Source organism: Campylobacter sp. MIT 97-5078 (genome assembly GCF_006864455.1).
Lineage (GTDB): Bacteria > Campylobacterota > Campylobacteria > Campylobacterales > Campylobacteraceae > Campylobacter_D.
Window position 1 is genome coordinate 89120 of sequence record NZ_QHLK01000001.1, and the last position, 24363, is coordinate 113482.

Sequence of the window (24363 nt, forward strand, 5' to 3'; positions counted from 1 at the left end):
TTTTTTAGATATTACTTTTGTGGTGTAAAGATATTTTTATTAGCTTTGGATATTCTGTTATAAAAAAGCATATCATAGCCTTAAAAATTTTGGTTTTTTAAGCTTTAAAACTCAAGCCACCACTATCGCCTAAAATACTTTGAAGTTCGGCAATCTGTGCCATGATAACGATGATTTGTGAAAGCAGCTGCATTTTAAGTTCCATATCACTTGTTTTTTCGAGTTGTTGTTGAAGCATTTTCAGTTGTTCTTTGAGCTTATCTAGGATATCTTCTTCTTTTTGATTATCTTCTTCACTGCTTGTTGTTTGACTCAACTTTTTAGTTGCCTCAGCATTTATGTTTTTTATGATATCAGAAGGGCTTTCTTGAACAGAATTTGATATATTTTCGCTTTTTGTTTGTTGTTTAATATTGTTTTGAGAATTGGTGAGTGCATTTGCTGTATTTAAATTCGCATTATTTTGCTGTGCTTGAGTGTTTTGTTTGTCTTTTTCCTCATTTTGCGTAGTAGCAGGATTTGAAAATGTGAAATTCAAACCTGTATTGTAAGAATGAATTGTCATTGTCTTGCCTTAAAATTTATTTTCCATTTACAAAATCGGCAAAATTCAAATATTTTTTAATCTTTTATACTTAAAATAAAGTATTTTTTACAGATCAAAAACTTATAATTTGAATTTTATTATTGATATTTTCTAAAATATCTTTTTTGATTTCTTCATTATAAGCACCAGCATTAAGTATCAATAAAGCATTATCTTTATCTTTGAGGATTTTTGGGCTTTGAACAAACAAAGAAGTGCCATAAAGCCTTTTTCCTTGTTTGTTTATGTTATTATCTAAAATAGCCTTAATTGTATCGCTTTTTAAGCCGTGATAAAGGAGGTATTGACTAAAAAGATGAGCCCCAAAAAGATAAATTTCTTGCTTGCTTATTTTTAAAATTTCATTAAGTTCAGCGATTTTAGCTGTATAGAATTTTTGCATATTTTCATAAAGTTTTTTGTTTTTCGTGTATTCATTTGGAGCTTGTATTGTTTGAGTATCTATACTTTCATCTTTTGAAACAGCATAAAAAATGCTATGTTCTTTAAAATAGAATTTATTAATGATTTTTAATTTATGTTTGTTGAGTAAAAACTCTATCACAGCCTCGCTTAAAAAGATGGTATGTTCAAAATTAAGACAATTAGTAAATTTATTTTCAAGCCACTTTTGCATATTTGGCAGAGTAAAAATTATATGCCCCCCCCCGTCAATGTAGATGAGAGCTCTTCTAAAAACTCATGAGGATTATAAATATGTTCAAAAGTGTGTGAATGCACTATGGTATCAAAATTTTTATCTGCCACCAAATCCTTACTAAAAAAAGCATCAATATAAGAAATTTTTTCATGCTTATAGTTTGAATTTGGTTCAAGTATAGTATAGTTTAAATTTTCATCAAGTTTTAAGCACTCAAGAGCAAGTTTTCCGTGTCCACCGCCTATTTCAAGAATTTTTTTTGGTTTGTATTGCATGACAAAACGGGCAAATTGTTTGTGGTGTTCTTGCCAGATAGCACCAACTGAACCAGCATCATGTCCATTGGCATAAAGTAAATTTAAGGGTATAAGTTTTTGAAGCTGAATAACTCCAGAATTCTTACTAATGCAAAAATTCATATCAGCGATAATATCTTCACTTTGCACTTCTTCTGTGCAACCACAAAACAAAGGATATTTTTCGCTTGAAAGGAGTTCTAAATTTTCATCACCACTGACAACACATTTTGTTCTTGTTTCATAGTCGATATTTTTCATAAGAATTGCTTTCTTAAAACTTAAGTTTATAAAAATGAATGGTGCGGTTAGCGAGATTTGAACTCGCACACGCGAAGCGCACTACCCCCTCAAGATAGCGTGTCTACCAATTCCACCATAACCGCATTGAAAGTAAAAGCCTCTAAAGAAGAGGCTTGATTTTTAAGCAAAAGCGATAAAAGGATTTGCATAAAGTGCGATAAGAGCGATAACAAGAGCGTAGATAACTTGAGCTTCTATCATCGCAAGGGCGATAAACATTGTTGTCATTAATTTTCCGCCAAGACCCGGATTTCTTGCTGTTCCAGCTATAGTTGCTGCAGCAGTATGTCCCATACCAATAGCCCCACCAAGAGCAGCAACGCCTAACCCTAAGCCAGCTGCAAGCACTGAAAAGGCTTTAATCCATACATTAATAGACTCTTGTTCAATAGGAGCACCTGTTGTTTGAGCCAAGGCTACACTTGCCAAAGCAAGCACCAAAAAAACGATTTTTTTCATATTTTCTCCTTTATTTCAGCTTTTTAAAACTAGTTCGGCTTGCGTATCCCTACTTAGAGCTTTAAAAATCTGTTTTAAAACCATAATCTTAACCTTTTTAAACTTTAATTTTGTTTAAAATAAAATCTAAAAGCTATCTATAAATTTGTAAGCATTGTGAAAAATTTCTACCTTTTATCATCAAATATCAAAAAATAAGCATTTTATCAAGCATTTAAACAAGTTTTTAGGTATTTTTAGCTTTAATTTTGACATTATAAAGTTTAAAAGGCTTAACCTTGAATTCAAAATTCTCAAAGATCGGCTTTGTTTTAGCCGTGGCTGGATCAGCAGTTGGACTTGGAAATGCGTGGAAATTTCCTACTTTAGTTGGACAAAACGGAGGTTCTGCTTTTATTTTGCTTTATTTGTTTTTAACACTTTGTGTTGGCTTTGTGGTGTTTTTAGCAGAGCTTAGTATAGGAAAACTAAGCGAAAAAGATCCCGTAAATGCCTACAAAAACCTTGCTCCAGAAGGCAAAAAAGCATGGGGCTTAGCCGGTTTTACTATGCTTGGGGCGATTTTGCTTCTTTCTTTTTACTCCTTGGTTATTGCTTGGATTGTTAAATACGCCGTTTTTAGTGCCTTAACCTTACCGAGTGATATTCAAAGTTCAGCAGGTGAATTTAGTGAGCTTGTGAGTAATAGCCCTTTGCTTCAGCTTGTGTGTTTTACTTTTGTGTTTTTTCTTGTTTTTTATGTGGTATCAAAGGGCATTAAAAATGGTATTGAAAGGCTTAATGTCTGGATGATGCCAAGTCTTTTTATCTTGCTTGTGCTTATGCTTTTTTATGCTTTAAGCAAAGATGGTTCTTTGCAAGCTCTTGAGTTTTTATTTAAACCAGACTTTAGCAAAATTAGCGTTAGTTCTATACTTGAAGCTTTAGGACTTGCCTTTTTTAGTCTTTCTTTGGGTGTTGGCACTATCATTACTTATTCAGCTTCTTTACCCGATCGCACTAATTTCATCACAAGCACACTTTCTATTATCTTTATAAATATACTCATAGGCTTGATGATGGGGCTCATTGTTTTTACTTTTATTTTTGAATTTGGAGCTGATCCTACTCAGCAAGGTCCCGGACTCATTTTTATCTCTTTAGCTACGCTCTTTGCAAAACTTGGCGTTGTGGGAAATATTTTAGCTGTATGCTTTTTTGTGTCTTTATTTTTTGCAGGCATTACAAGTGCGATTTCCATGATCGAGCCTTTTGCCTTTTATCTTATCAATACCTTTAACTTTTCGCGTCTTAAAGCTCTTGTATATATAGGCGTGTTTGTCTATATACTCGGTGTGATTTGCATACTCTCATCAAATCAAGCTACTGCTTTCACTTTCTTTGGTGATAAAAGTTTCTTTGAAGTGCTTGATTATCTCGTGCAAAATATCATTATGCCAATAGGTGGGCTTTGTGCAGCGATTTTTGTAGGCTTTGTGGTGAAAAAAGAAGCTTTGCAAATTCTTTTTGCACCTTGTATGAATAGCTTCTTTTTTGAACTTTGGTATTTTTTCTTGCGTTTTATTGCACCATTTATAATTATACTTATTGCTATAAATTCCATTTATCCGCTCAAGCAGTTATTATAAGGCTTTTTGGATAAAAGCTTATGAGGATATATTTTAGTAAAATAGGCTTTGTTTTAGTTGTAGCTGGCTCGGCTGTGGGGCTTGGAAATGCGTGGAAATTTCCAACTCTAGCTGCAAAAAATGGTGGATTTAGCTTTGTGCTCTTGTATCTACTTCTTACGCTGACTTTAGGCTTGAGTGTGTTTTTAGCTGAAATTGCTATGGGAAGGCTAAGCAGAAAAGATTTAGCTCATTCTTTTGAAAGTTTGGCTGTAAGAGGTGCGAAGTATTGGAAATTTGGCGGCATTTTTATGATCAGTGGCGTTTTTGTGTTGAGTTTTTACCTTGTGATTATGGGCTGGGTTTTAAAATATATGTTTTTTAGCCTTTTTTATCTACCAAAAGATATTACTCAAGCAAAAGTGGATTTTGATATGCTTTTAAGTCAAGATTTAGCTGTATCGTTTTTGTGCTTTTTTATCTCTTTTATACTTACTTTTGCAGTGCTTTCTCGTGGTTTGATTAAAGGCATAGAAAAGCTTAATATTATCATTATGCCAAGTTTGTTTCTTATGCTTTTGGCTATGCTTTTATATTGCATGCAATTTGAAGGCTTCAAACAAGCTTTTTTACACCTTTTCAGCTCAAATTTAAAGGTTTTTAGTTTTGATTCTTTGCTTGATGCACTAGGACTTGCTTTTTTTACTCTATGTCTAGGTATAGGGTGTATAGTTACTTATGCAGCAGCTTTGCCAAAGAAAGTGAATTTACTTCAAAGCTCTATATTTATAGTGTGTATCAATCTTTTTATCGCTTTGATGATGGGACTTATCGTTTTTACTTTTATTTTTGAATTTGGATCTGATCCTAGTATGCAAGGATCTGGGCTTGTGTTTGTGTCTTTGGTGAGTTTATTTAAGCAGCTTGGTGTATTTGGGAATTTTTTAGCCTTTTATTTCTTTTTAGCTTTGTTTTTTGCTGGTATTACAAGTGCAGTTTCTATGATAGAACCCCTCATCTTTTATCTTACACGTACTTTTAAGATAAGTCGTTTAAAAGCTTTGATGATAAGTGCTTTTGTGGTATTTGTGTTCTCTGTAGCTTGCATTTTATCTTTTAATGCCTCTTTTTCTATGTATTTTATGGTATTTGAACTGAATTTTTTTGATTTTTTGGATAAACTCACTTCAAATTTTTTGCTTCCTTTAGGAGTGTTTTGTATAAGTATTTTTGTAGGATTTTTTGTCAAAACGAGCCAAATTTACAGACTTTTTAACTCTTTTATGAGTAGAAAAATGTTTAAATTTTGGTTTTTTGTATTGCGTTTTATCACGCCTTTTGCTATTATTTTTATAAGTTTTTATAATTTTTTTGTATAATTTAATAAAAAACTCATCAAAATTTAAAGTTGATTTGTTAAAATCTGCTTTTTGTAAGTAAGGAGAGAAAAGGTGGCAAAGAAGTTTGTTGACATTATGGATACGAGCTTTAGAGATGGCTTTCAGTCTGTTTATGGGGCTAGGGTATTGATGCAGGATTTTTTCCCTGCTTTAGAAGCGGCTAAGGAAGCTGGCATTACTCATTTTGAGTTTGGTGGTGGGGCACGTTTTCAAAGTCTTTATTTTTATCTTAATGAAGATGCTTTTGAAATGATGGATAAATTCCGCTCAATAGTCGGTAAAGAAGCCAACCTTCAAACCCTTGCAAGAGGTGTAAACACTGTTGCTTTGGATACAGGAAGTAGAGAGCTTATTGATCTGCACGCAAAGCTTTTTGCAAAACACGGCACGACAACCATACGTAATTTTGACGCTTTAAATGATGCCAATAATCTTAAATTTAGTGGCGAATGTATAGTCAAGCATGGTTTAAAACACGAGATAGTCGTTACTATCATGGATTTGCCACCGGGTTGTAAGGGTGCTCATGATGTTGCTTTTTATGAAAAGAGTTTAAAACAGATTTTAGAGGCTGAAATTCCTTTTCATAGCGTTTGCTTTAAAGATGCAAGTGGAACAAGTAGCCCTCAAAAAGTATATGAAACCATAAAAATGGCGCGTAAGCTTTTACCTGAAAACACACATTTGAGATTACATACGCACGAAACTGCTGGGGTGAGCGTAGCGTGTTATCTAGCGGCTTTAGAAGCCGGGGTTGATGGTATAGATTTAGCAGCCTCTCCTGTAAGTGGTGGCACGAGTCAGCCTGATATTTTGACCATGCTTCATGCAGTGAAGGGCAAAAATTACGATCTAGGTGGGCTTGATGCAGAAAAGATTCTTGTTTATGAAGAAGTGCTTAAAGAGTGTTTGAAAGATTATTTCTTGCCACCTGAAGCGACTGTGGTAAGTCCTCTCATACCTTTTTCACCTATGCCGGGTGGAGCTTTGACTGCAAATACTCAAATGATGAGGGATAATAATATTTTAGATAAATTCCCTGAAGTGATTAAAGCTATGAGAGAAGTGGTTGAAAAGGGTGGTTTTGGCACTTCGGTTACTCCTGTTTCTCAATTTTATTTTCAACAAGCTTTTAATAATATTATGTTTGGAAAGTGGAAAAAGATCGCTGATGGATATGGTAAAATGGTGCTTGGTTATTTTGGAAAAACCCCTGTTCCAGCTGATAGTGAAGTCATAAAGTTAGCCAGCGAACAGCTTAATTTAAAGCCAACAACTGAACTTGCCATTGATTTGGCTGATAAAGACGAAACTAAGAGCTTGGAATTTGCACGTAAAATTCTTGAAAAAGAAGGCATTGAAACAAGCGAAGAAAATATCTTTATCGCTGCAGCGTGTAAAGAAAAAGGCATAGCCTTCTTAAAAGGCGAGGCAAAGCTGAATGTGCGTAAAGTTTCAAGCATGCTAAAAAGCTCAAATATCAGTGCAGATGAAACTCAATTTACCATAGCTGTAAATGGCAACAAATACCATGTTGAAGTGCATGCTGGTTTTGATAAAGATGTCAATATTAAAAGTGTAAGTAAGGTAGAAGAAAGCAGTGATGAAAAAACTTCTACTCAAGTTGCAAGCGATGAAAATACTGATGGCGTAAAAGCAAGCATTTCCGGTAATGTCTTTAAAATCGTTGCCAAAGCTGGCGATAAGGTAAAAGCTGGACAAGTTGTTATCGTGCTTGAAGCGATGAAAATGGAGATTAAGGCACTTGCTCCAAAAGATGGAGTGATTAAAGAAATAGTCGTAAAAGCTGGCGATAGCGTAGCTGAAGGACAAATTTTAGCGATATATGAATGAGGAAATAAAAATGCAAATGATTAAAGATTTTGATAAATTAGGACTTGTTAATGTTAAGCAGGTTTTTCACAATCTAAGCTATGATGAGCTTTTTAAGCATGAAGAACAAAACAAAGAAGGTGAAGTTACCAAAAACGGCACTTTTGCAGTCGATACAGGCGAATTTACTGGTAGAAGTCCAAAAGATAAGTATTTTGTCAAGCAAGATCCAAGTCAAAAATACCTCGCTTGGGGCAAGATTAATCGCCCAATTTCAAAAGAACTCTTTGAAACACTTCTAGCAAAAGCTAAAAAGCAACTCAGCAATAAAAATATTTATATACAAGATGTGTTTTGTGGGGCGTCTTTACAAAGTAGAAAAGCTGTGCGTTTTGTCAGCGAAATTGCTTGGCAAGCTCATTTTGTTAAAAATATGTTTATTCGTCCAAATGAAGAAGAACTAAAGGATTTTAGTGCGGATTTTGTGGTGTATAATGCGTGCAAATGTGTCAATGAAGACTATAAAAAGCAAGGCTTAAATTCAGAAGTTTTTGTGATCTTTGATATAGAAACAAATATCGGTGTGATCGGTGGCACTTGGTATGGCGGGGAAATGAAAAAGGGCATTTTTTCTATGATGAATTATTGGCTACCTTTAGAAAATAAATTTCCTATGCACTGCTCGGCAAATGTGGGTGCTAAAGGCGATGTAGCCCTCTTTTTTGGGCTTAGTGGCACTGGAAAAACCACGCTTTCAACCGATCCAAAACGAAAATTAATCGGCGATGATGAACATGGTTGGGACGATGAGGGTGTGTTTAATTTTGAGGGCGGTTGTTATGCAAAATGTGTAAATTTAAGTGCCGAGAATGAGCCTGAAATTTATGCAGCCATTAAAAGAAATGCCCTTTTAGAAAATGTAGTTTTAAAAGCAGATAAAAGCGTGGATTTTAAAGACGCTTCAAAGACTGAAAACACACGTGTATCTTATCCAATCGAACACATTTTAAATCACGAACCAAGCTTAAAAGCTGGGCATCCAAGCAATATCATCTTTTTAACCGCTGATGCTTTTGGAGTTTTACCTCCTATAAGCAAGCTTACCAAAGAGCAGGCAATGTATTATTTTTTAAGCGGCTATACAGCTAAGGTAGCTGGCACAGAACGAGGTGTTACAGAGCCTCAAGCGACTTTTTCAGCATGCTTTGGTGAGCCTTTTATGCCCCTTCATCCAACCGTATATGCCAAACTTTTAGGACAAAAAATAGACAAGCATAATGTAAGTGTATATCTAGTTAATACAGGCTGGAGCGGTGGAGGCTATGGAGTAGGGCAAAGAATGAGTATCAAAGCAACAAGAGCGTGTATTAATGCTATACTTGATGGTTCTATAAAAGCTTGTGAATTTGAGAATTTCGAGCTTTTTAATTTAACTATTCCTAAGGCTCTTGCTGGAGTGGAAAGTAAGCTTTTAAACCCTATAAATACTTGGAGCGATACAAACGCCTATAAACAAGCAAGAGCTAAACTTGCTAGTATGTTTGTAGAAAATTTCAAACGTTATGAAGATGTAGCTGAAGGCAAAGAATATTCTGGTTTTGGTCCTAAGGCATAAATAAATGAAAAATTCCATGTGGTCTGGTCGCTTTGAAAGCCAAAGTAGCGAGCTTTTGCAAGTTTTTAATGCAAGTTTAACTTTTGATAAGCTTTTATACAAACAAGACATACAAGGTTCAATCGCTCATGCGAATATGCTTTGTCATTGTGCTATCATCAGTGAGGCTGAAAAAGATGCTATGATTAAGGGTTTAAAGCAGATTGAAGCTGAGATTGAAGCTAGAAATTTTAGCTTTGATATTAAAGATGAAGACATACATATGGCGATTGAAAAACGTCTTTCAGCCTTGATAGGTGCTGAAATAGGTGGCAAGCTCCACACCGCAAGAAGTAGAAATGATCAAGTAGTAACTGATTTTAAACTTTTTGCAAAAGAACAAAACCAGCTTTTACAAAATTTACTCAAAGAACTCATTGAAACCTTACTTACTCATGCAAAAACTCATAAAACGACCATAATGCCTAGCTTTACGCATTTACAACATGCTCAGCCTATAAGCTTTTCTTTTTGGATTTTAAGTTATGCTTTTATGTTTATGCGTGATATTAAAAGGCTTAAGGCAAGTTTTGAATTGGCTGATTTTTCCCCACTTGGAAGTTGTGCTTGTGCTGGCACGAGTTATAAAACAGATAGAACGATGAGTGCAAATTTGCTTGGTTTTAAAGACATTATGCCAAATGCGATGGACGGCGTGAGTGATAGGGACTTTGCTCTTGATTTGCTTTATAATATAGCTGTGATTTTCATGCATACTTCAAGGCTGTGTGAGGAGCTTATACTTTTTTCAAGTGCTGAGTTTGATTTTATACAAATTAGCGATGCGTATTCTACAGGAAGTTCTATCATGCCACAGAAAAAAAATCCTGATGTATGTGAGCTTATACGAGGTAAGACAGGCAGGGCTTATGGGAATTTAATCGCTCTTTTAACCACTATGAAAGCTCTACCGCTTGCGTATAATAAAGATATGCAAGAGGATAAAGAAGGGCTTTTTGATAGTGTTAAAAATGCTACACAAAGCCTTATTATCCTAAATGCTATGCTTAAAGAAATTAGCATAAAAAAAGAAAATATGCTTAAAGCTTGTCAAAAAGGACATTTGCTAGCTACTGATTTAGCGGACTTTTTAGTGCGTGAAAAAAATATCCCCTTTAGAAAGGCACATTTCATAGTCGGCGAAGTGGTAGCAAAGGCTGATAAAATGGGGCTTGATTTAAGCGAGCTTTCTAATTTACACGAACTTGAACCACTTTTTGATGAAGTAAATGCAAAAAGGCTTTTAAATTTTGAAAATTCTTTAAATGCAAAGCAAAGCGAGGGTTCAAGTGCTGTAAAAAGCGTAGAAAAGCAGATCAAGATTTTAGAAAACTTCTTGAAAGGAGATAAAGTAGCCTAAGCCACAAAACATAAATTTTGCAATGTAATAAAATTATGATATTATCACTTTTAAACAGAGGTTAAGGTGAAAAAAAGTGAAAAGTTATTATCAAACAAACTACATTTCTTCTTTTGGGGATATTAGTCTAGTTTGTGATGGCAAAAATCTTATAGGCTTATGGCTTAAAAGTCAAAAGCATTTTGATAGCGAACTTAAAGCTCAAGCTATATATAATGATGATTTAGAAATCTTTGCAAAAACCAAAGCTTGGCTAAAAAGCTATTTTAAAGGCGAAAAACCAGCCATTTCAAAGCTTTCGCTTGCACCTATAGGTAGTGAGTTTAGGCAAAGAGTTTGGCAAATTTTGTGTGAAATTCCTTACGCAAAGCTAATGACTTATGGCGATATCGCTAAAATCATCGCTAAAGAAAAAGGCAAAGCTAAAATGTCCGCTCAAGCTGTAGGTTCTGCTGTAGGGCATAATCCTATCTCAATCATCATTCCTTGTCATAGAGTTGTGGGATCAAATGGCAATCTCACAGGCTATGCAGGTGGGATACAAACCAAAATCAAGCTTTTAGAACATGAAGGTGTGGATATGAAAGGCCTTTTTGTCCCAAAACATTTAAGCTCACTTTAGCAATATTTGAAATTTGAGATACAAAAATTTGCTTAAAATCCAGCTAAAAGATGAAAATGCAAGTGAAATACCTCTTGTTCAGCTGCTTTACCGCAATTTGTAAGAAGTTTATAACCGCTTTTATCCACGCCTAAAAGTATAGCAAGTTCTTGAATAAAACTTGTCATTTTCATCATCACTTCAGGATCGAGTTCTTGAAAGTCTTTAAAATGTTTTTTTGGTATCACGAGTATGTGAATTTTTGCTTTTGGGTTGATATCATGAAAAGCCAAGAAATCCTCACTTTCAAGCACTTTATTGCAAGGAATTTTCCCTTCAACGATGAGTTCAAACACGCTTTTTTCTTGCATAATTTTCCTTTATGATTTAAATTTAAGCAATTATACCCTAAGTTTTATGTGTTTTTTAATTAAAAATAGGCTAAAATACCCCAAAATTTAATTTTATACTCCAAAAAAAGGAAAATATTTGCAAAAACTTATTTCAAAAATACAAGCTTGCACGAGTTTGAGCGAACTCGATAAAATGCGTGTTAAAATACTCGGCAAGAAAGGTTCTTTAACGCTTGAGTTTGCAAAGTTAAAGGATATGCAAGGCGAGGAAAAGAAAGAATTCGCAAACTCATTAAATATGCAAAAAGACGCTTTTAACAAGGCTTTTGAAAGCAAGGTTAAAGAGCTAAATGCACTTGCACTTGATGAAAAGATGAAAGAAAATGCACAGCATTTTAGTTATTTTGATGAAAATGCTCAGGTTGGAGCCTTACACCCTGTGATGGCGACTATGGATAAGATCATAGAATACTTTTTAGCTTTAAACTTCAGCATAGAAAAAGGACCTTTGATAGAAGATGATTTTCATAATTTTGAAGCTTTAAATTTACCTAAATCCCATCCAGCAAGGGATATGCAAGATACTTTTTATTTTGATGATAAAAGACTTTTACGCACACATACTTCGCCGGTGCAAATTCGCACCATGCTTGCTACTAAGCCTCCTATTCGTATGATTACTCCCGGAGCTGTGTTTAGAAGGGACTTAGACCTTACTCACACACCTATGTTTCACCAAGTAGAAGGGCTTGTGGTTGAGGAAGGGCAAAAGGTTAATTTTGCGAATTTAAAAAGTATTTTAGAAGAGTTTTTAATCTTTATGTTTGGTGATGTTAGAGTGCGTTTTCGCCCAAGTTTTTTTCCTTTTACAGAACCTTCTGCTGAAGTTGATATATCATGCGTGTTTTGCAAAGGACAAGGCTGTAGGGTTTGTAAGCAAACAGGTTGGCTTGAAGTTTTAGGGTGCGGGGTTGTTGATCCAAATGTCTTTAAATTTGTGGGCTATGAAAATGTGAGTGGCTATGCCTTTGGGCTTGGAGTTGAGCGATTTGCTATGCTCTTGCATGAAATTCCAGACTTGCGTTCTTTATTTGAAGGTGATTTAAGATTATTGGAGCAGTTTAAATGATACTTACAAAAACTTGGTTGAATGAATTTGTAGATTTAAGCTCTAAAAGCTTGCAAGATTTAGTTAAAACCTTAAACACCATAGGTATAGAAGTTGATGATGCACATAAATTAAAAGCTCCAGATAAAGTAGTCGTGGGCTTTGTTAAAGAAAAAAACAAGCACGAATGTGCAGATAAACTTAATGTTTGCAAGGTTGATGTTGGTGAAACTGACTTACAAATTGTTTGTGGAGCAAGCAATGTTGAAGCAGGGCAGTTTGTAGCCGTAGCCTTAGTAGGTGCAAAGCTACCAAATGACGTACAAATTAAAAAAGCTAAGCTTAGAGGTGTTGAATCGTGTGGTATGATATGCTCAAGCACCGAGCTTGGTTTTGCTAAGATAAATGATGGCATTATGGTGCTTGATGAGAGCTTGGGGGATTTAATCCCGGGCAAAGCTTTAAATGAATATGAGCTTTTTAATGATGAGTATATAGAAGTTGAACTTACCCCAAATAGAGGTGATTGCTTAAGCATTTATGGCATAGCAAGGGATTTAGTAGCTGCTTTAGAACTTGAGTTTAAAAAACAAGAAAGCTTTAGCGAGCCAGAACACACACTTGGTATAGGAAGAGTGTTAAGAATTACTGCTGAAAAAGAGCTTCAAAGCACTTTTAATTACCGCGTTATAGAGCTTAAAGGTGAACTTAAGCCTTCTTTGACGATGAAGCTTCGCTTAGCCACTATACAAAATTTAAGTCAAAATGAAGTGATGAATTTTTTAAACTACGCCACACACTCAACTGGTGTGATTTTTAATGCTTATGATTTTAAGGTTTTAGAAGCTAGTGAAAGCGAATTAAGTTTAAAAATTTCGAAAGGAAAATTTGCCGAAAGTATAGTTTCTTGCAATAACAAACAAATCGCTATAACAGGCATTTATGAAGAAAAATTTGCTAAACTTAATGAAAACTCAAAGCTTATCATTATCGAAGCAAGCTACACTTGTCCAAATATCATCGCTGAAGCTAAACCACACTACAAAGAACAAGATAGCGAAGTGGTGTATCGTAGCTTTAGAGGAAGTGAGCCAAGACTGAGTTTGGGTATAGAATACTTGCTTAAAAAAATGCTTAAATACCCAAGTATAGCTATTTATACAGGTTCTCAACAAGTGCTTTGTGAAAGAAAACGAAAAGAAGTGAATTTTAATGTCGCTGATACCAACAAAATGATAGGTATTGACATAGATAAAAATGAAATTGTTAAAATTTTACAAAAACTTGGCTTTGAACTCAGCGTCATTAGCGATCAAAATTTAAATGCTAAGGTGCCGATTTGGCGAAGTGATATAAGCAATGTTTCTGATATCTGCGAAGAAATCGTGCGTATGATAGGCATTGATAATATCAAGGCACAAGGGCTTGAATTTGTAGAAAAAAAACGTTTTAATCAAACTTATGATGAGTATAAACTGCTTAAAGATATAAGGCTTAAAGCTGTAGCAAATGGCTATTTTGAAAGTGTGCATTATGTGCTTGATAGTCAAAAAGAGCTTCATGAGCTTGGCTTTGACACAAGTAAAATCAAGCTTGTAAATCCTATAAATTCTGATCTTAATGCCCTAAGAAGTACTTTGATTAACCAGCTTTTAAATGCAGCAAGCTTTAATATCAAAAATTCTCAAAAAGTTATCAAGCTTTTTCAAAGCGGGGCTACATTTGATGAAAGGGCAAATGAAATCCACAAAATTGCCTTTTTAAGTTGTGGTTTTGTTGAAGAAGCAAAGATCGCAAATAAAGCAAAACCACAGCTTGTAAGCTTTTATGCCTTTTTACTCAAGCTTAAAAATATCATCGGTTCTTTTGAGCTTCAAAATTCAAGTCATCATTTTTTGAGCCCTTATGAGCAAGCAGATATTTATAAAGACGGCGTTTTAATTGGCTTTGTTGGTAGAGTGCATCTAAAAATCGAGCAAGATAAGGACTTGCTTCAAACTTATGTCGCTGAACTTGATTTATCAAAGCTTAAGATTGAGTTTAAAAAAGCAAAAGTGTATTCGAAATTTCCGAGTATGAGTAGGGATTTAAGCTTGCTTGTGCCAAAAGGTTTTGCATATAGTGCTTTAAAACAAGCCGTAAATGAGCTTGAAATTCCTATCTTAGAAAGCTTTAGGATAGTTGATATTTATCATGATGAAAGCTTAAAAGAGCAGTTTAGTTTAAGCATAAATTTCCTTTTCAAGTCTTTAGATAAGACTCTTGAAGAAAGCGAAGTAACAGCTGCTATAGAAGCGATTTTAGCACACTTAAAAGCAAAACTAAAGTTAGAGTTACGATGAAAATTTATCCTCTCAATAAAAAAATTAACGCAAAGCTAGATCAAATCGCTGCAGATAAAAGTATATCTCATCGCTTTGCGATTTTTTCCTTGCTTAGCAAAGGGCAAAATCATGCTCAAAACTATCTTTTGGCTGAAGACACTTTAAACACTCTTAATATAGTCAAAGCTCTAGGTGCAGAGGTTTTAAGACAAGACAATGAAGTTTTTATCACCCCGCCCTTAAAAGTCATTTCACCAAATCAGGTTTTAGAATGCGGAAATTCAGGCACGAGCATGCGTTTAATGCTAGGTTTGTTAAGTGGGATTGAGGGCTTTTTTGTCTTAAGCGGAGATGAATACCTTAACAAACGTCCTATGCAAAGAATAAGCAAGCCCTTAAGAGCCATTGGAGCACAAATTTATGGCAGGGATAATGCAAATCTTGCGCCTATTTGTGTGCAAGGAAGCAAGCTTAAAGGCTTTGATTATAAAAGTGAAATTTCTTCAGCTCAAGTAAAAACAGCAATGATTTTAGCTGGCTTTATGGCAAGCAAGAAGTCTTATTTTAGCGAGATAAGCTTGAGTAGAAATCATAGCGAGCTTATGCTAAAGGCGATGAATGCACCTTTAAAGATAAGTCAAGATGAACTTAGCCTTGAGATCAGTCCTTTAAAAGAACCTTTAAAGCCTTTAAATATCACTATACCAAATGATCCCTCATCAGCGTTTTATTTTGCTTTAGCAGCGTGTATTTTGCCTTGTTGTGAAATTTGCATTCAAAATGTTTTGCTTAATCCTACCCGTATAGAAGCTTTTAAGGTGCTTGAGAAAATGGGTGCAAACATACAATACAAACTCTATGAAAAAAGCTTCGAACAAATCGGTGAAATTTGGGTAAAAAGTAGCGAACTTAAGGCTGTAAAAGTCAGTGAAAATATCGCTTGGCTCATCGATGAAGCTCCAGCTTTAGCTATAGCTTTTGCTTTAGCAAAGGGCAAAAGTGTGCTTAAAAACGCTAAAGAATTACGCGTAAAAGAAAGCGATAGGATTAAAGCTATGGTTGAAAATTTACAAAAATGTGGCATTAAGGCAAGCGAGCTTAAAGATGGCTTTGAGGTTGAAGGTGGCATACCAAAAAAAGCACAAATTAAAAGCTTTGGCGATCACCGCATAGCTATGAGTTTTGCGATTTTAGGGCTTGTGTGTGGCATTGAAATAGACGAGAGTGAGTGCATAAATACTTCTTTTCCAAATTTTAAAAATATACTTTTAAGCTTGGGGGCAAAGATTGATTATTGAGTTAGCTAAGAATTATGGTTTTTGTTTTGGGGTAAAAAGAGCGATTAAAAAAGCTGAACAGATCAAAGATGCAGCGACGATTGGACCGCTTATCCACAATAATGAAGAAATTTCAAGGCTTGCTAAGGGTTTTAATGTCAAAACCTTGCAAAATATAAGAGAATTAAGCAATGAAAAAAAAGCTATCATACGCACACATGGCATTACTAAGCAGGATTTAGCCGAGCTTAAAAAGCAAGATATAGAAATTTTTGATGCGACTTGTCCTTTTGTAACCAAGCCTCAACAAATTTGTGAAAAAATGAGTGCTGAAGGCTATGAAGTCGTGATTTTTGGCGATGAAAATCATCCTGAAGTAAAAGGCGTGAAAAGCTATGTAAGCACAAAAGCTTATGTGATTTTAAACGAAAGCGAACTTAAGGACATAAAGCTACCAAGCAAAATCGCTGTGGTGAGTCAAACTACAAAAAAAGCTGAAAATTTTATGAAGATTGTCAATTTTTTAATGCTAGTTTGCAAAGAAGTGCGGGTGTTCAACACTATTTGTGATGCAACTTTTAAAAATCAAGAAGCTATTTTAGAACTTTCCAAGAAAAGCGATGTGATGATCATCGTTGGTGGACGAAACTCAGCAAATACAAAACAGCTTTTTTTAATCTCACAAAATAATTGTCAAGACAGCTATTTAATCGAAACTGAAGCTGAACTAAAAGCCCAGTGGTTTAAAAGTAAAAAACACTGCGGGATCAGTGCTGGGGCTTCAACTCCTGATTGGATCATACAAAAGGTCATCAAAAAAATAGAGAATTTAAGTAAAAATTAACTCTAATTAAAGAAAAAATCTGCTACAATGAAGCTTTTATTATTTTTAAAAGGACCAAGATGGCTGAGGCGAACAAAAAAGTTCAAACAAGTATGGACGATTTCACTGATGAAGAAAACTTTGAGCAATTGTTAAAAGAATTTGATAAAAAAGATGAAGGTGCCATAACACAAGGTGTGATTGTTGCGATTAAAGACGAAGAAGCTTTTGTTGATATAGGCAAAAAATCAGAAGGAATTCTAGCAATAGACGAACTTAAAGATGCTGGAGGAAATTTACTCTATAAAGAAGGTGACAAACTTGAAGTTGCTGTGATAGGAAATCGTAATGGCAAGCCTCTTGTCTCTCATAAAAAAGCTTTAAGAAAGCAAAAAGTTGTTGAATTTATCAAAAATTATACAGAAGATGACAATAAAATCCTTAATGTAAAAATCATCTCTAAAAACAAAGGTGGTTTTGTTTGTGTCGATGATGATGGTGTTGAGTTTTTCTTACCTCGCTCGCAGTATCTTGCAAAAGATAGTAATGTTATTGGCAAAAGCTTGAAAGTAAAGATTATTAAGATCGATCAAGATGAACAAAGCATAGTCGTTTCACGCAAAAAAATTCTTGATGATGAACGCAAGAAACGCAAAGAACTTGTCAGCGATATTGTCGAAGAGGATAAGATCATCAAGGGTGTCATTAAAAAAATCACAAGTTATGGGATGTTTGTTGATGTTGGCGGTGTAGATGGGCTTGTGCATTATAGCGAAATTTCATATAAAGGGCATGTCAATCCAAATGCACTTTATAAAGAAGGTGATAGTGTAAGTGTAAAAGCTATAAAATACGACAAAGACAAAAAACACCTTTCTTTATCGATCAAAGCAGCTCAACCTGATCCCTGGAAAGAGATTAAAGACAGCTTAGAGCTTGGTGATACGATTAAGGTTATCGTTTCAAATATAGAAAATTATGGTGCTTTCGTGGATTTGGGAAATGATATAGAAGGCTTTTTGCATATCAGTGAGCTTTCTTGGGATAAAAATATCAAACACCCAAGAGATTATATCAGCAAAGGACAAGAACTTGAAGTTGAGGTGATTGAAATTGATCCAAATCAAAAGCGTTTAAGAGTTTCTTTAAAAAATCTTCTTGCAAAGCCTTTTGATGAATTTGTAAAAAAATATAAAGTAGGCGATATTATCAGAGGAAAAGTAAGCTCACTTACTAATTTTGGAGCTTTTATAGTTATAGATGGAATTGAAGCTTTGCTTCATAATGAAGATTGCTCTTGGGATAGAAATGATAAGTGCAAAGACCTATACAAAATAGGCGATGAACTTGAAGTAAAGATCATCAAAATTGATCCAGAAAATCAAAAAGTTTCTTTAAGCATAAGAGAACTCAGCCAAAGTCCGGTGCAAACTTATATCAAAGAATTTGGTATAGGCAAGATCGTAAAAGGCAAGATCAAAGACATTAAGGATTTTGGTATTTTCGTTGAACTTAGAGACGGAGTTGATGCGCTCATTCACAAAGAAGATATTAGCGTTAAAGATATGGAAGAACTTAAAGTAGGCGATGAGATAGAATCAGTCATTAGTTTTGTTGATGAAAAGAAAAACAGGATTCGTCTTAGCGTAAAAAATCTCAAAAGAATGAAAGAAAGAGAAGTTCTTAACGAAACCAACAATAATGATAGAGTAAGTTTAGGCGATATCATCAAAGAACAACTTTCTTAAATAAAATGAGCGATGAAAAAATATAGCTTTTTTGCTGTTTTAGCTGTATTGTTTTTAGGGCTTTTGATAGCTATCTTTTCTTTATTTTTTTCAGAAAATGATGCAGCGCCAAATTTTAATGACTTGCATGAAGAAAGCGAAACACAAATTTCTATTCAAGAGCAAAATAATCAAACTTGGCAGGATAGATTTGCAAATTTAAGCCCTAAAAACTACACGCCTGCTGTAGAACAATTTTCTATGGTTTTTACTCCAGATACGAGTCAATACCAGCCCAAGAGCAGATTTTTTCAGCTTATTGTTGATAAAAATGATATATATTCTTTGTTTTGTCTCAAACAAACCTTAAATTTTTTCAAGGTAAAATATTCGCTTACCTCAACTGGAACAAATACTGAAATTTTCTTAGATACAGATAATCAAAACTTGCTTAAAGATATACAAGCAAGACTTAAAATTTATGATATAAACACACAGATAAAGGAGATATGGCTATGAAAAAAAAGATTATCGTTTGTGATGCGATCTTAGATGAGGGTGTAGAATTTTTAAGAAAGGCTGAAGATATAGAACTTATCGAAGCGGCAAAAGTGCCAAAAGATGAACTTTTAACCAAACTTAGTGATGTTGAAGTAGCAATTACAAGAAGTTCAACTGATGTAGATGAGAAGTTTTTGCAAGCCGCACCAAAGCTTAAAGCCCTAATAAGAGCCGGAGTAGGGGTTGATAATGTCGATATAAATGCTGCTTCAAAGCAAGGCGTGATCGTGATGAATGTCCCAACGGCAAATACCATAGCAGCTGTTGAATTGAGTCTTGCTCATCTTTTGTGTGCGGCTCGATCTTTTGTCAATGCACATAACCAACTCAAGCAAGAAAGAAAATGGCAAAGAGAAAAATGGTATGGTATAGAGCTTAAAGATAAGGTTTTAGGAGTCATTGGCTTTGGAAATATAGGCTCAAGAGTAGCCATTCGTGCAAAAGCCTTTGGTATGAAAATTTTAGCTTATGATCCTTATGTGCCACATTCAAAAATCACAGATTTAGATATGAAAGTAGCCAAAAGTTTAGATGAAATTTTAACTCAAAGTGATTTTATTACCATTCACACCCCAAAAACAACTGAAACTAAGGGTATGATAGGGCTTAATGAGCTTGCTAAAATGAAAGATGGCGTAAGGCTTATTAATTGTGCAAGGGGCGGACTTTACACCGAAGAAGCACTTTGCGAGGGGCTTAAAAGTGGCAAGATCGCTTGGCTTGGTATAGATGTTTTTGATAAAGAACCAGCTACAAATAACCCGCTTTTAGACTTTGAAAATATCTCAGTTACCGCTCATCTTGGAGCCAATACCCTTGAAAGTCAAAGAAATATCGCCATTCAAGCTTGCGAACAAGCTTTAAATGCAGCACGTAACATAGCCTTTGCTAATGCTTTAAACTTACCTATAAAAACAGAAGATTTACCGCCTTTTATCGCTCCTTATGTTGAACTTGTTTCAAAAATGGCATTTTTATGTTCTCAAATGCAAAAAACTGCCATTACAAGTATCAAGCTTGAAGCAGAAGGAGCAGTGGCTGAATATGCGAAGTCCTTGCTTACTTTTGCTAGCGTTGGAGCTTTAAAAAATATCTTGGGCGATAGTATAAATTATGTCAATGCCGAGTTTGTGTGCAAAGAAAAGGGTATAGAACTTGGCTTTGAAGTTCTGCCAAATTCAGGCTATAACAACAAAATAAGCGTAAAAATAAGCACTGCAAATTCAAGCTTTAGTGTTTCTGGAACTGTATTTGAGGAAAATAATCAAAGAATTGTTTCTTTAAATGGCTTTAAGACTGATTTTAAACCAAAAGGAAAGATGATTATCTTTAAAAATAAGGACATTCCGGGCGTTATCGCAGCAATTAGTGGAATTTTGGCACAAAATCATATCAATATCGCTGATTTTAGACTAGGACGCGATGGCTCAGGTTATGCTTTAGCTGTGATTTTACTTGATGAAAAGATAGATAAAAAAGTCCTTGATGAGCTTAATGGGCTTGAAGCTTGTGTGTATGCATATTATGCAGAATTATGAGAATACTTTTAATTGAAGATGATACAGACTTAAACGAGCTTTTAACTTTAAGACTTCAAAAGGAGGGTTTTGAGCTTGAAAGCTTGTTTGATTTTCAAGGAGTGCGTGAGTGCTTAGATGAAAAGGATTTTGATCTTTTGCTTGTGGATAGAAATTTACCAAGCGGAGATAGTATAGAAAAGCTTGTCAGCCTTCGAAAACAGGGTTATAACGAGCCTGTGATTTTTCTCACCGCAAAAAGCTTGCAAGAAGATATAATAGAAGGCTTTAAAAAGGGCTGTGATGATTATATTATCAAGCCTTTTGATTTTAACGAGCTCGTTTTTCGTATCAAAGCCTTGCTTAAACGTAGTAAAAAAGAAAGCGAAACTCTAGCTTATAAAGACTTCTTGCTTGATCTAAACAATCACCAATGCTTTTTTAAAGACAAGGAAGTGATCTTATCAAATTTAGAATTTGAGCTTTTAAAATGCTTTTTTGAAAATAAAAATACCCTTTTAAGCAGGCAATTTTTGAGTGAAAATGTCTGGCAAGATGATAATGTAAATGACAAAACCATAAACATAGCTCTAACAAGGCTTAGGGCAAAATTTCCAAGCCTTAAAGAACATATCATTAGTGTTAGGGGCATTGGCTATAAATTATGCTAAAAACAAAACACATTTTTATGCTCCTTTTTGTGGGCATTTTAAGTATATTTACCTTAAGTGCAGCAGTGCTGATTTACTCAAATATACAAACCTTGCTTTTTAAGCAGTATGAGCAAAAGCTAAAAACCCTTGATGATGCCTTACGTTTTTCTTTATTTGAAAGCCTTAATGAAAATAATATAAAAGAATTTAGCATACAAACTCGCATTGATCTTATCATCAAAAAAGACGAGAGTATTTTCTCTTCACTTAAAGAGTATGATTTTTTCTTAAAACATGCCAATGAAAGCATTCAAGAGACTGAATTTAAAGGTAAAAAGCTTTTATATAAGCTTTATAAGATCAATCAAGATGATTTTTTTATACTTTTGGTGTATCCAAGAATTTTAGAACTTAAAAATTATTGGCTGGGTATTTTTGGGATTTTTAGCTTTTGTGCTTTAGCTTTTTTTGTGCTGATAGGCTTTTTTGCTAAAAAATTACAACAAAGCTTTAAGAAAATTTTAATTTTTTTAAGTAAAATAGACAGCAAAGATGAAATTTTACTTGAAAACTCTATCTTTAAAGAGCTTAATTTACTCAATGCAAAGCTTTACGAAACCAAATCCGCCTTACTTAAAAAACAAAAACAAAACAAAAAACAAAGCGATAAGATCAACCTCAAAAATACCCAGCTTACAAGCATTATCTCAGCCATATCCCATGAGCTTAAAAATCCACTTAGCGTTATAGAACTAAGCGTTGAAAGCCTAAAAAATGAGCATTTTCAAGATAAGGCTAGTCAAGAAAAACTTTTAGCGAAGATTAAAAATCAAAGTAAAAAGCTTGATTTTCTCACCACTAAGCTTAATCTTGTTTTTAATTTAAATTTAAGTCAAAATGAAAAAAACGAATTTGATCTGTATAAGCTTGCTCAAAAAATAGCTTTAAATGATGGTAGGATAAAACTTGAAGGTAAAAGTTCTATGGTTGTTGCCAATGAGTTTTTAATTGAACAAGTGCTTATAAATCTCATCTCAAATGCCCTTAAATACAGTAAAGACGAGGTAGTTTTAAGTATAAAAGATAAAAAAGCGAGCGTTAAAGATAAGGGTATAGGCATAGCTAAAGATCAAATCAAGCTTATCACAAAAAAATTTTATAAAGTTGATATAAAAAGTGAAAATTCTTTTGGAATAGGGCTCTTTTTAGTAAAAAAAATACTCAGCCTACACAAAAGCTATCTTCAAATTTCAAGCGAGCTTAACAAAGGCAGTGAGTTTTCTTTTGAATTGGAGTAAAAATGGCTTTACTTGAGTGCATAGAGGCAAACAAAAAATTTGGCGAAAAAATCATTTTAAAAGATGTGAATTTCAGTGCAAATAAGGGCGAAAAAATCGCTATTATCGGCAAAAATGGCTGTGGTAAATCAAGCCTTTTAAAAGCTCTTTATGGCAAGCTTAAACTTGATAGCGGACGCGTGATTAAGCAAAATGATATAAGCGTAGCTTTATTAGCTCAAGAGCTTGATTTTAACTCAAGCTTAAGCGTTAAAGAGGCTTTAAAAGAGCATTTGGCTGAGGAATTTAAGGCTTTAAAAGCCTATGAAAGCTTAAATGAAAAACTTGCTAGCGAATCTGAAAATACAGAACTTTTAAAGCAGATTAATACGCTTTTTGATTTTATCACAAGCAAAGATGCTTGGAATTTAGAAAATAAAATGAATAGAGCCTTAAAAGAGCTTGATTTGCTACGTTTTGAGCAAAGAAGCTTGCTTTCTTTAAGTGGGGGTGAGCTAAGACGTATAGCCTTGTGTGCTATCTTGCTTAAAAGCCCTGATATTATGCTTTTAGATGAGCCAAGCAATCATTTAGATGTATATATGTGTGCTTTTTTAGAAAATTATCTTAAAAACTCAAAATCCTGCGTAATTTTTATCTCCCATGATCGCTATTTTATCGATGAAGTAGCTACTCGCTGTGTGGAGCTTGAAGAAGGAGAGTTGAGGAAATTTGAGGGAAATTATACTTATTATTTAGCTAAAAAAGCTGAACTTTTAGCTAGCCTTAGTAAAAGCTATGAGACCTTAGTTAAACAACTTAAAAGTGAGGAAGAGTGGCTAAGACGCGGGGTAAAGGCAAGACTTAAGCGAAATGAAGGGCGTAAAGAACGAATTTTAAAGATGAGAGAAGAAGCTAAGAAAAATCCAAGCCAAATTAATAAACTCAAACTTGAATTACAAAGAGCACAAAAAAACTTCACTCAAATTCAAAGCACGAATCGTCAAAAAATGCTTTTTGAGCTTGAAAATATCAGCAAAAGTATGGGCGAAAAGCTTTTATTTAAGGACTTTTCAACGCGTATTTTACAATTTGAGCGTATAGGCATAGTAGGTAAAAACGGCTGTGGCAAGTCAAGTCTTTTAAAGATTTTATTAGGACAACTTAGCCCAGATAGTGGCAAGATGAAAAGAGGGGAGCTTAAAATTGGCTATTTTGATCAAGCAAGAGCCTTGCTTGAAGGCGAAAAAACTCTACAAGAAATTTTTTGCCCAAATGGAGGCGATAGGGTGGAGGTTAGGGGTAAAAATATGCATATTTATGGCTATTTAAAGCAATTTTTATTTCCTAAGGAGTTTTTAACTCAAAATGTAGCTGTATTAAGTGGAGGTGAAAAAAACAGGGTGGCTTTAGCCTTGCTTTTTACTAAAGAATACGATATGCTCGTGCTTGATGAGCCAACAAATGATTTAGACATTGCGACTATTAATATACTTGAGGAGTATTTGCTAAGCTTTAATGGTGCAATTTTACTGGTAAGTCATGATAGATATTTTATGGATAAAATCGTTTCAAAACTCTTTGTTTTTAAGTCAAATGCTACTATTGAGATAGAACATAAAAGTTATACTCAACTTTTAGAAGATGAAAAAGAGCTAAAAGAATTTGAGGAGCTAAGCCAGAAATTAAACCTTAAAGAGCTTGATGACGCTGAAAATAAAAGCAAAAATGCCAAAACAAACAAAAGCACAAAACTCAGCTACAAAGAACAAGAAATTCTAAAAACTTACCCCGATAAAATAACTCATCTTGAAACAAAAATCAAAGAATTAGAACACGCCCTTTCAAAGCAAGAATTATACCAAGAGCAAGGCGTTGCAAAGCTTTATGAAGAACTTGAACTTACGCAAAGCGAGCTTATTAAGCTTGAGAAAGCCTATTTTGAAGTGCTAGAAAAGAGTGAAAGCTAAGATTTTATATTTT

The 24363-nt window shown here is 34.3% G+C and carries 21 protein-coding genes and 1 tRNA gene; 16 read left to right on the forward strand and 6 right to left on the reverse strand.

Going from position 1 to position 24363, the window contains the following annotated elements; genetic code table 11:
* Window positions 1–97: 97 nt before the first annotated feature.
* From DMB91_RS00465 to DMB91_RS00480, 5 genes are all read right to left on the reverse strand, one after another.
* Window positions 98–565 (reverse strand): hypothetical protein, encoded by a 468-nt coding sequence (locus DMB91_RS00465; RefSeq protein WP_034903936.1) that lies wholly within the window; start codon window positions 563–565, stop codon window positions 98–100.
* Between the two features lie 94 nt (window positions 566–659).
* A complete protein-coding gene (locus DMB91_RS09210) occupies window positions 660–1223 on the reverse strand; it encodes a hypothetical protein (RefSeq protein WP_312845388.1) in 564 nt (187 codons plus the stop codon).
* 17 nt (window positions 1224–1240) lie between these two features.
* Window positions 1241–1804 carry a methyltransferase domain-containing protein gene (locus tag DMB91_RS09215; protein ID WP_312845389.1) on the reverse strand — a complete coding sequence of 188 codons (564 nt, stop codon included), beginning with the start codon at window positions 1802–1804 and terminating at the stop codon, window positions 1241–1243.
* 39 nt (window positions 1805–1843) lie between these two features.
* A tRNA-Leu gene (locus tag DMB91_RS00475) sits at window positions 1844–1929 on the reverse strand.
* Between the two features lie 37 nt (window positions 1930–1966).
* Window positions 1967–2305 carry a F0F1 ATP synthase subunit C gene (locus DMB91_RS00480; RefSeq protein WP_034903934.1) on the reverse strand — a complete coding sequence of 113 codons (339 nt, stop codon included), beginning with the start codon at window positions 2303–2305 and terminating at the stop codon, window positions 1967–1969.
* A gap of 278 nt (window positions 2306–2583) precedes the next feature.
* On the opposite strand from DMB91_RS00480, the gene DMB91_RS00485 reads away from it, so the two are divergent.
* From DMB91_RS00485 to DMB91_RS00510, 6 genes are all read left to right on the forward strand, one after another.
* Window positions 2584–3933, forward strand: a complete 1350-nt coding sequence (locus DMB91_RS00485; RefSeq protein WP_034903930.1) for a sodium-dependent transporter — start codon at window positions 2584–2586, stop codon at window positions 3931–3933.
* Between the two features lie 20 nt (window positions 3934–3953).
* Entirely contained in the window at window positions 3954–5291 is a 1338-nt protein-coding gene (locus DMB91_RS00490; RefSeq protein WP_034903928.1) for a sodium-dependent transporter, read from the forward strand.
* Between the two features lie 72 nt (window positions 5292–5363).
* A complete protein-coding gene (locus DMB91_RS00495) occupies window positions 5364–7166 on the forward strand; it encodes a biotin/lipoyl-containing protein (RefSeq protein WP_034903927.1) in 1803 nt (600 codons plus the stop codon).
* 19 nt (window positions 7167–7185) lie between these two features.
* Window positions 7186–8760 (forward strand): phosphoenolpyruvate carboxykinase (ATP), encoded by a 1575-nt coding sequence (pckA, locus tag DMB91_RS00500; RefSeq protein WP_143116763.1) that lies wholly within the window; start codon window positions 7186–7188, stop codon window positions 8758–8760.
* Window positions 8761–8764: 4 nt separating this feature from the next.
* Complete coding sequence (gene argH, locus DMB91_RS00505; protein ID WP_034903923.1) at window positions 8765–10159, forward strand: argininosuccinate lyase; 1395 nt, start codon at window positions 8765–8767, stop codon at window positions 10157–10159.
* 76 nt (window positions 10160–10235) lie between these two features.
* The gene (locus DMB91_RS00510) at window positions 10236–10781 is read left to right on the forward strand and encodes a methylated-DNA--[protein]-cysteine S-methyltransferase (RefSeq protein ID WP_034903920.1); all 546 of its coding nucleotides are present in this window, start codon (window positions 10236–10238) and stop codon (window positions 10779–10781) included.
* A 32-nt stretch (window positions 10782–10813) separates the two neighbouring features.
* Here the strand turns inward: DMB91_RS00510 and DMB91_RS00515 are convergent, their stop codons facing one another.
* Window positions 10814–11131, reverse strand: a complete 318-nt coding sequence (locus tag DMB91_RS00515) for a histidine triad nucleotide-binding protein (RefSeq protein ID WP_034903918.1) — start codon at window positions 11129–11131, stop codon at window positions 10814–10816.
* Window positions 11132–11306: 175 nt separating this feature from the next.
* On the opposite strand from DMB91_RS00515, the gene pheS reads away from it, so the two are divergent.
* From pheS to abc-f, 10 genes are read left to right on the forward strand one after another with little or no spacing between them, the layout of a single operon-like run.
* A complete protein-coding gene (pheS, locus tag DMB91_RS00520; protein WP_409513457.1) occupies window positions 11307–12242 on the forward strand; it encodes a phenylalanine--tRNA ligase subunit alpha in 936 nt (311 codons plus the stop codon).
* Window positions 12239–14563, forward strand: a complete 2325-nt coding sequence (pheT, locus tag DMB91_RS00525) for a phenylalanine--tRNA ligase subunit beta (protein ID WP_034903913.1) — start codon at window positions 12239–12241, stop codon at window positions 14561–14563. Before pheS ends, pheT begins: the two co-directional genes overlap by 4 nt.
* Window positions 14560–15843, forward strand: a complete 1284-nt coding sequence (aroA, locus tag DMB91_RS00530; RefSeq protein ID WP_034903910.1) for a 3-phosphoshikimate 1-carboxyvinyltransferase — start codon at window positions 14560–14562, stop codon at window positions 15841–15843. Before pheT ends, aroA begins: the two co-directional genes overlap by 4 nt.
* Window positions 15833–16666, forward strand: coding sequence for a 4-hydroxy-3-methylbut-2-enyl diphosphate reductase (locus DMB91_RS00535; protein WP_034903906.1), 834 nt, complete (start codon window positions 15833–15835; stop codon window positions 16664–16666). The genes aroA and DMB91_RS00535 overlap by 11 nt, the downstream gene beginning before the upstream one ends.
* 59 nt (window positions 16667–16725) lie before the next feature.
* Window positions 16726–18393: a 30S ribosomal protein S1 gene (locus tag DMB91_RS00540; protein WP_034903900.1), complete on the forward strand. Its 1668-nt coding sequence runs from the start codon at window positions 16726–16728 to the stop codon at window positions 18391–18393.
* A 12-nt stretch (window positions 18394–18405) separates the two neighbouring features.
* Complete coding sequence (locus tag DMB91_RS00545; RefSeq protein WP_034903899.1) at window positions 18406–18891, forward strand: hypothetical protein; 486 nt, start codon at window positions 18406–18408, stop codon at window positions 18889–18891.
* The gene (gene serA, locus DMB91_RS00550) at window positions 18888–20471 is read left to right on the forward strand and encodes a phosphoglycerate dehydrogenase (RefSeq protein WP_034903898.1); all 1584 of its coding nucleotides are present in this window, start codon (window positions 18888–18890) and stop codon (window positions 20469–20471) included. Before DMB91_RS00545 ends, serA begins: the two co-directional genes overlap by 4 nt.
* On the forward strand, window positions 20468–21121 hold the full coding sequence (locus tag DMB91_RS00555) for a response regulator transcription factor (RefSeq protein WP_034903897.1): 654 nt from the start codon (window positions 20468–20470) through the stop codon (window positions 21119–21121). Before serA ends, DMB91_RS00555 begins: the two co-directional genes overlap by 4 nt.
* The gene (locus tag DMB91_RS00560; RefSeq protein WP_034903894.1) at window positions 21115–22401 is read left to right on the forward strand and encodes a sensor histidine kinase; all 1287 of its coding nucleotides are present in this window, start codon (window positions 21115–21117) and stop codon (window positions 22399–22401) included. The genes DMB91_RS00555 and DMB91_RS00560 overlap by 7 nt, the downstream gene beginning before the upstream one ends.
* A 2-nt stretch (window positions 22402–22403) precedes the next feature.
* The gene (gene abc-f, locus DMB91_RS00565) at window positions 22404–24350 is read left to right on the forward strand and encodes a ribosomal protection-like ABC-F family protein (protein WP_034903891.1); all 1947 of its coding nucleotides are present in this window, start codon (window positions 22404–22406) and stop codon (window positions 24348–24350) included.
* Window positions 24351–24363 lie beyond the last annotated feature (13 nt).

Bases quoted from the DNA above. Each gene is read 5' to 3' on its own strand.
- DMB91_RS09210 (WP_312845388.1), bottom strand. From the start codon at position 1,223: ATGCAAAAGTGGCTTGAAAATAAATTTACTAATTGTCTTAATTTTGAA.
- pheT (WP_034903913.1), top strand. From the start codon at position 12,239: ATGATACTTACAAAAACTTGGTTGAATGAATTTGTAGATTTAAGCTCT.
- abc-f (WP_034903891.1), top strand. From the start codon at position 22,404: ATGGCTTTACTTGAGTGCATAGAGGCAAACAAAAAATTTGGCGAAAAA.
- aroA (WP_034903910.1), top strand. From the start codon at position 14,560: ATGAAAATTTATCCTCTCAATAAAAAAATTAACGCAAAGCTAGATCAA.
- serA (WP_034903898.1), top strand. From the start codon at position 18,888: ATGAAAAAAAAGATTATCGTTTGTGATGCGATCTTAGATGAGGGTGTA.
- DMB91_RS09215 (WP_312845389.1), bottom strand. From the start codon at position 1,804: ATGAAAAATATCGACTATGAAACAAGAACAAAATGTGTTGTCAGTGGT.
- pheS (WP_409513457.1), top strand. From the start codon at position 11,307: ATGCGTGTTAAAATACTCGGCAAGAAAGGTTCTTTAACGCTTGAGTTT.
- DMB91_RS00555 (WP_034903897.1), top strand. From the start codon at position 20,468: ATGAGAATACTTTTAATTGAAGATGATACAGACTTAAACGAGCTTTTA.
- argH (WP_034903923.1), top strand. From the start codon at position 8,765: ATGAAAAATTCCATGTGGTCTGGTCGCTTTGAAAGCCAAAGTAGCGAG.
- DMB91_RS00480 (WP_034903934.1), bottom strand. From the start codon at position 2,305: ATGAAAAAAATCGTTTTTTTGGTGCTTGCTTTGGCAAGTGTAGCCTTG.
- DMB91_RS00545 (WP_034903899.1), top strand. From the start codon at position 18,406: ATGAAAAAATATAGCTTTTTTGCTGTTTTAGCTGTATTGTTTTTAGGG.
- DMB91_RS00560 (WP_034903894.1), top strand. From the start codon at position 21,115: ATGCTAAAAACAAAACACATTTTTATGCTCCTTTTTGTGGGCATTTTA.
- DMB91_RS00490 (WP_034903928.1), top strand. From the start codon at position 3,954: ATGAGGATATATTTTAGTAAAATAGGCTTTGTTTTAGTTGTAGCTGGC.
- DMB91_RS00515 (WP_034903918.1), bottom strand. From the start codon at position 11,131: ATGCAAGAAAAAAGCGTGTTTGAACTCATCGTTGAAGGGAAAATTCCT.
- DMB91_RS00465 (WP_034903936.1), bottom strand. From the start codon at position 565: ATGACAATTCATTCTTACAATACAGGTTTGAATTTCACATTTTCAAAT.
- DMB91_RS00540 (WP_034903900.1), top strand. From the start codon at position 16,726: ATGGCTGAGGCGAACAAAAAAGTTCAAACAAGTATGGACGATTTCACT.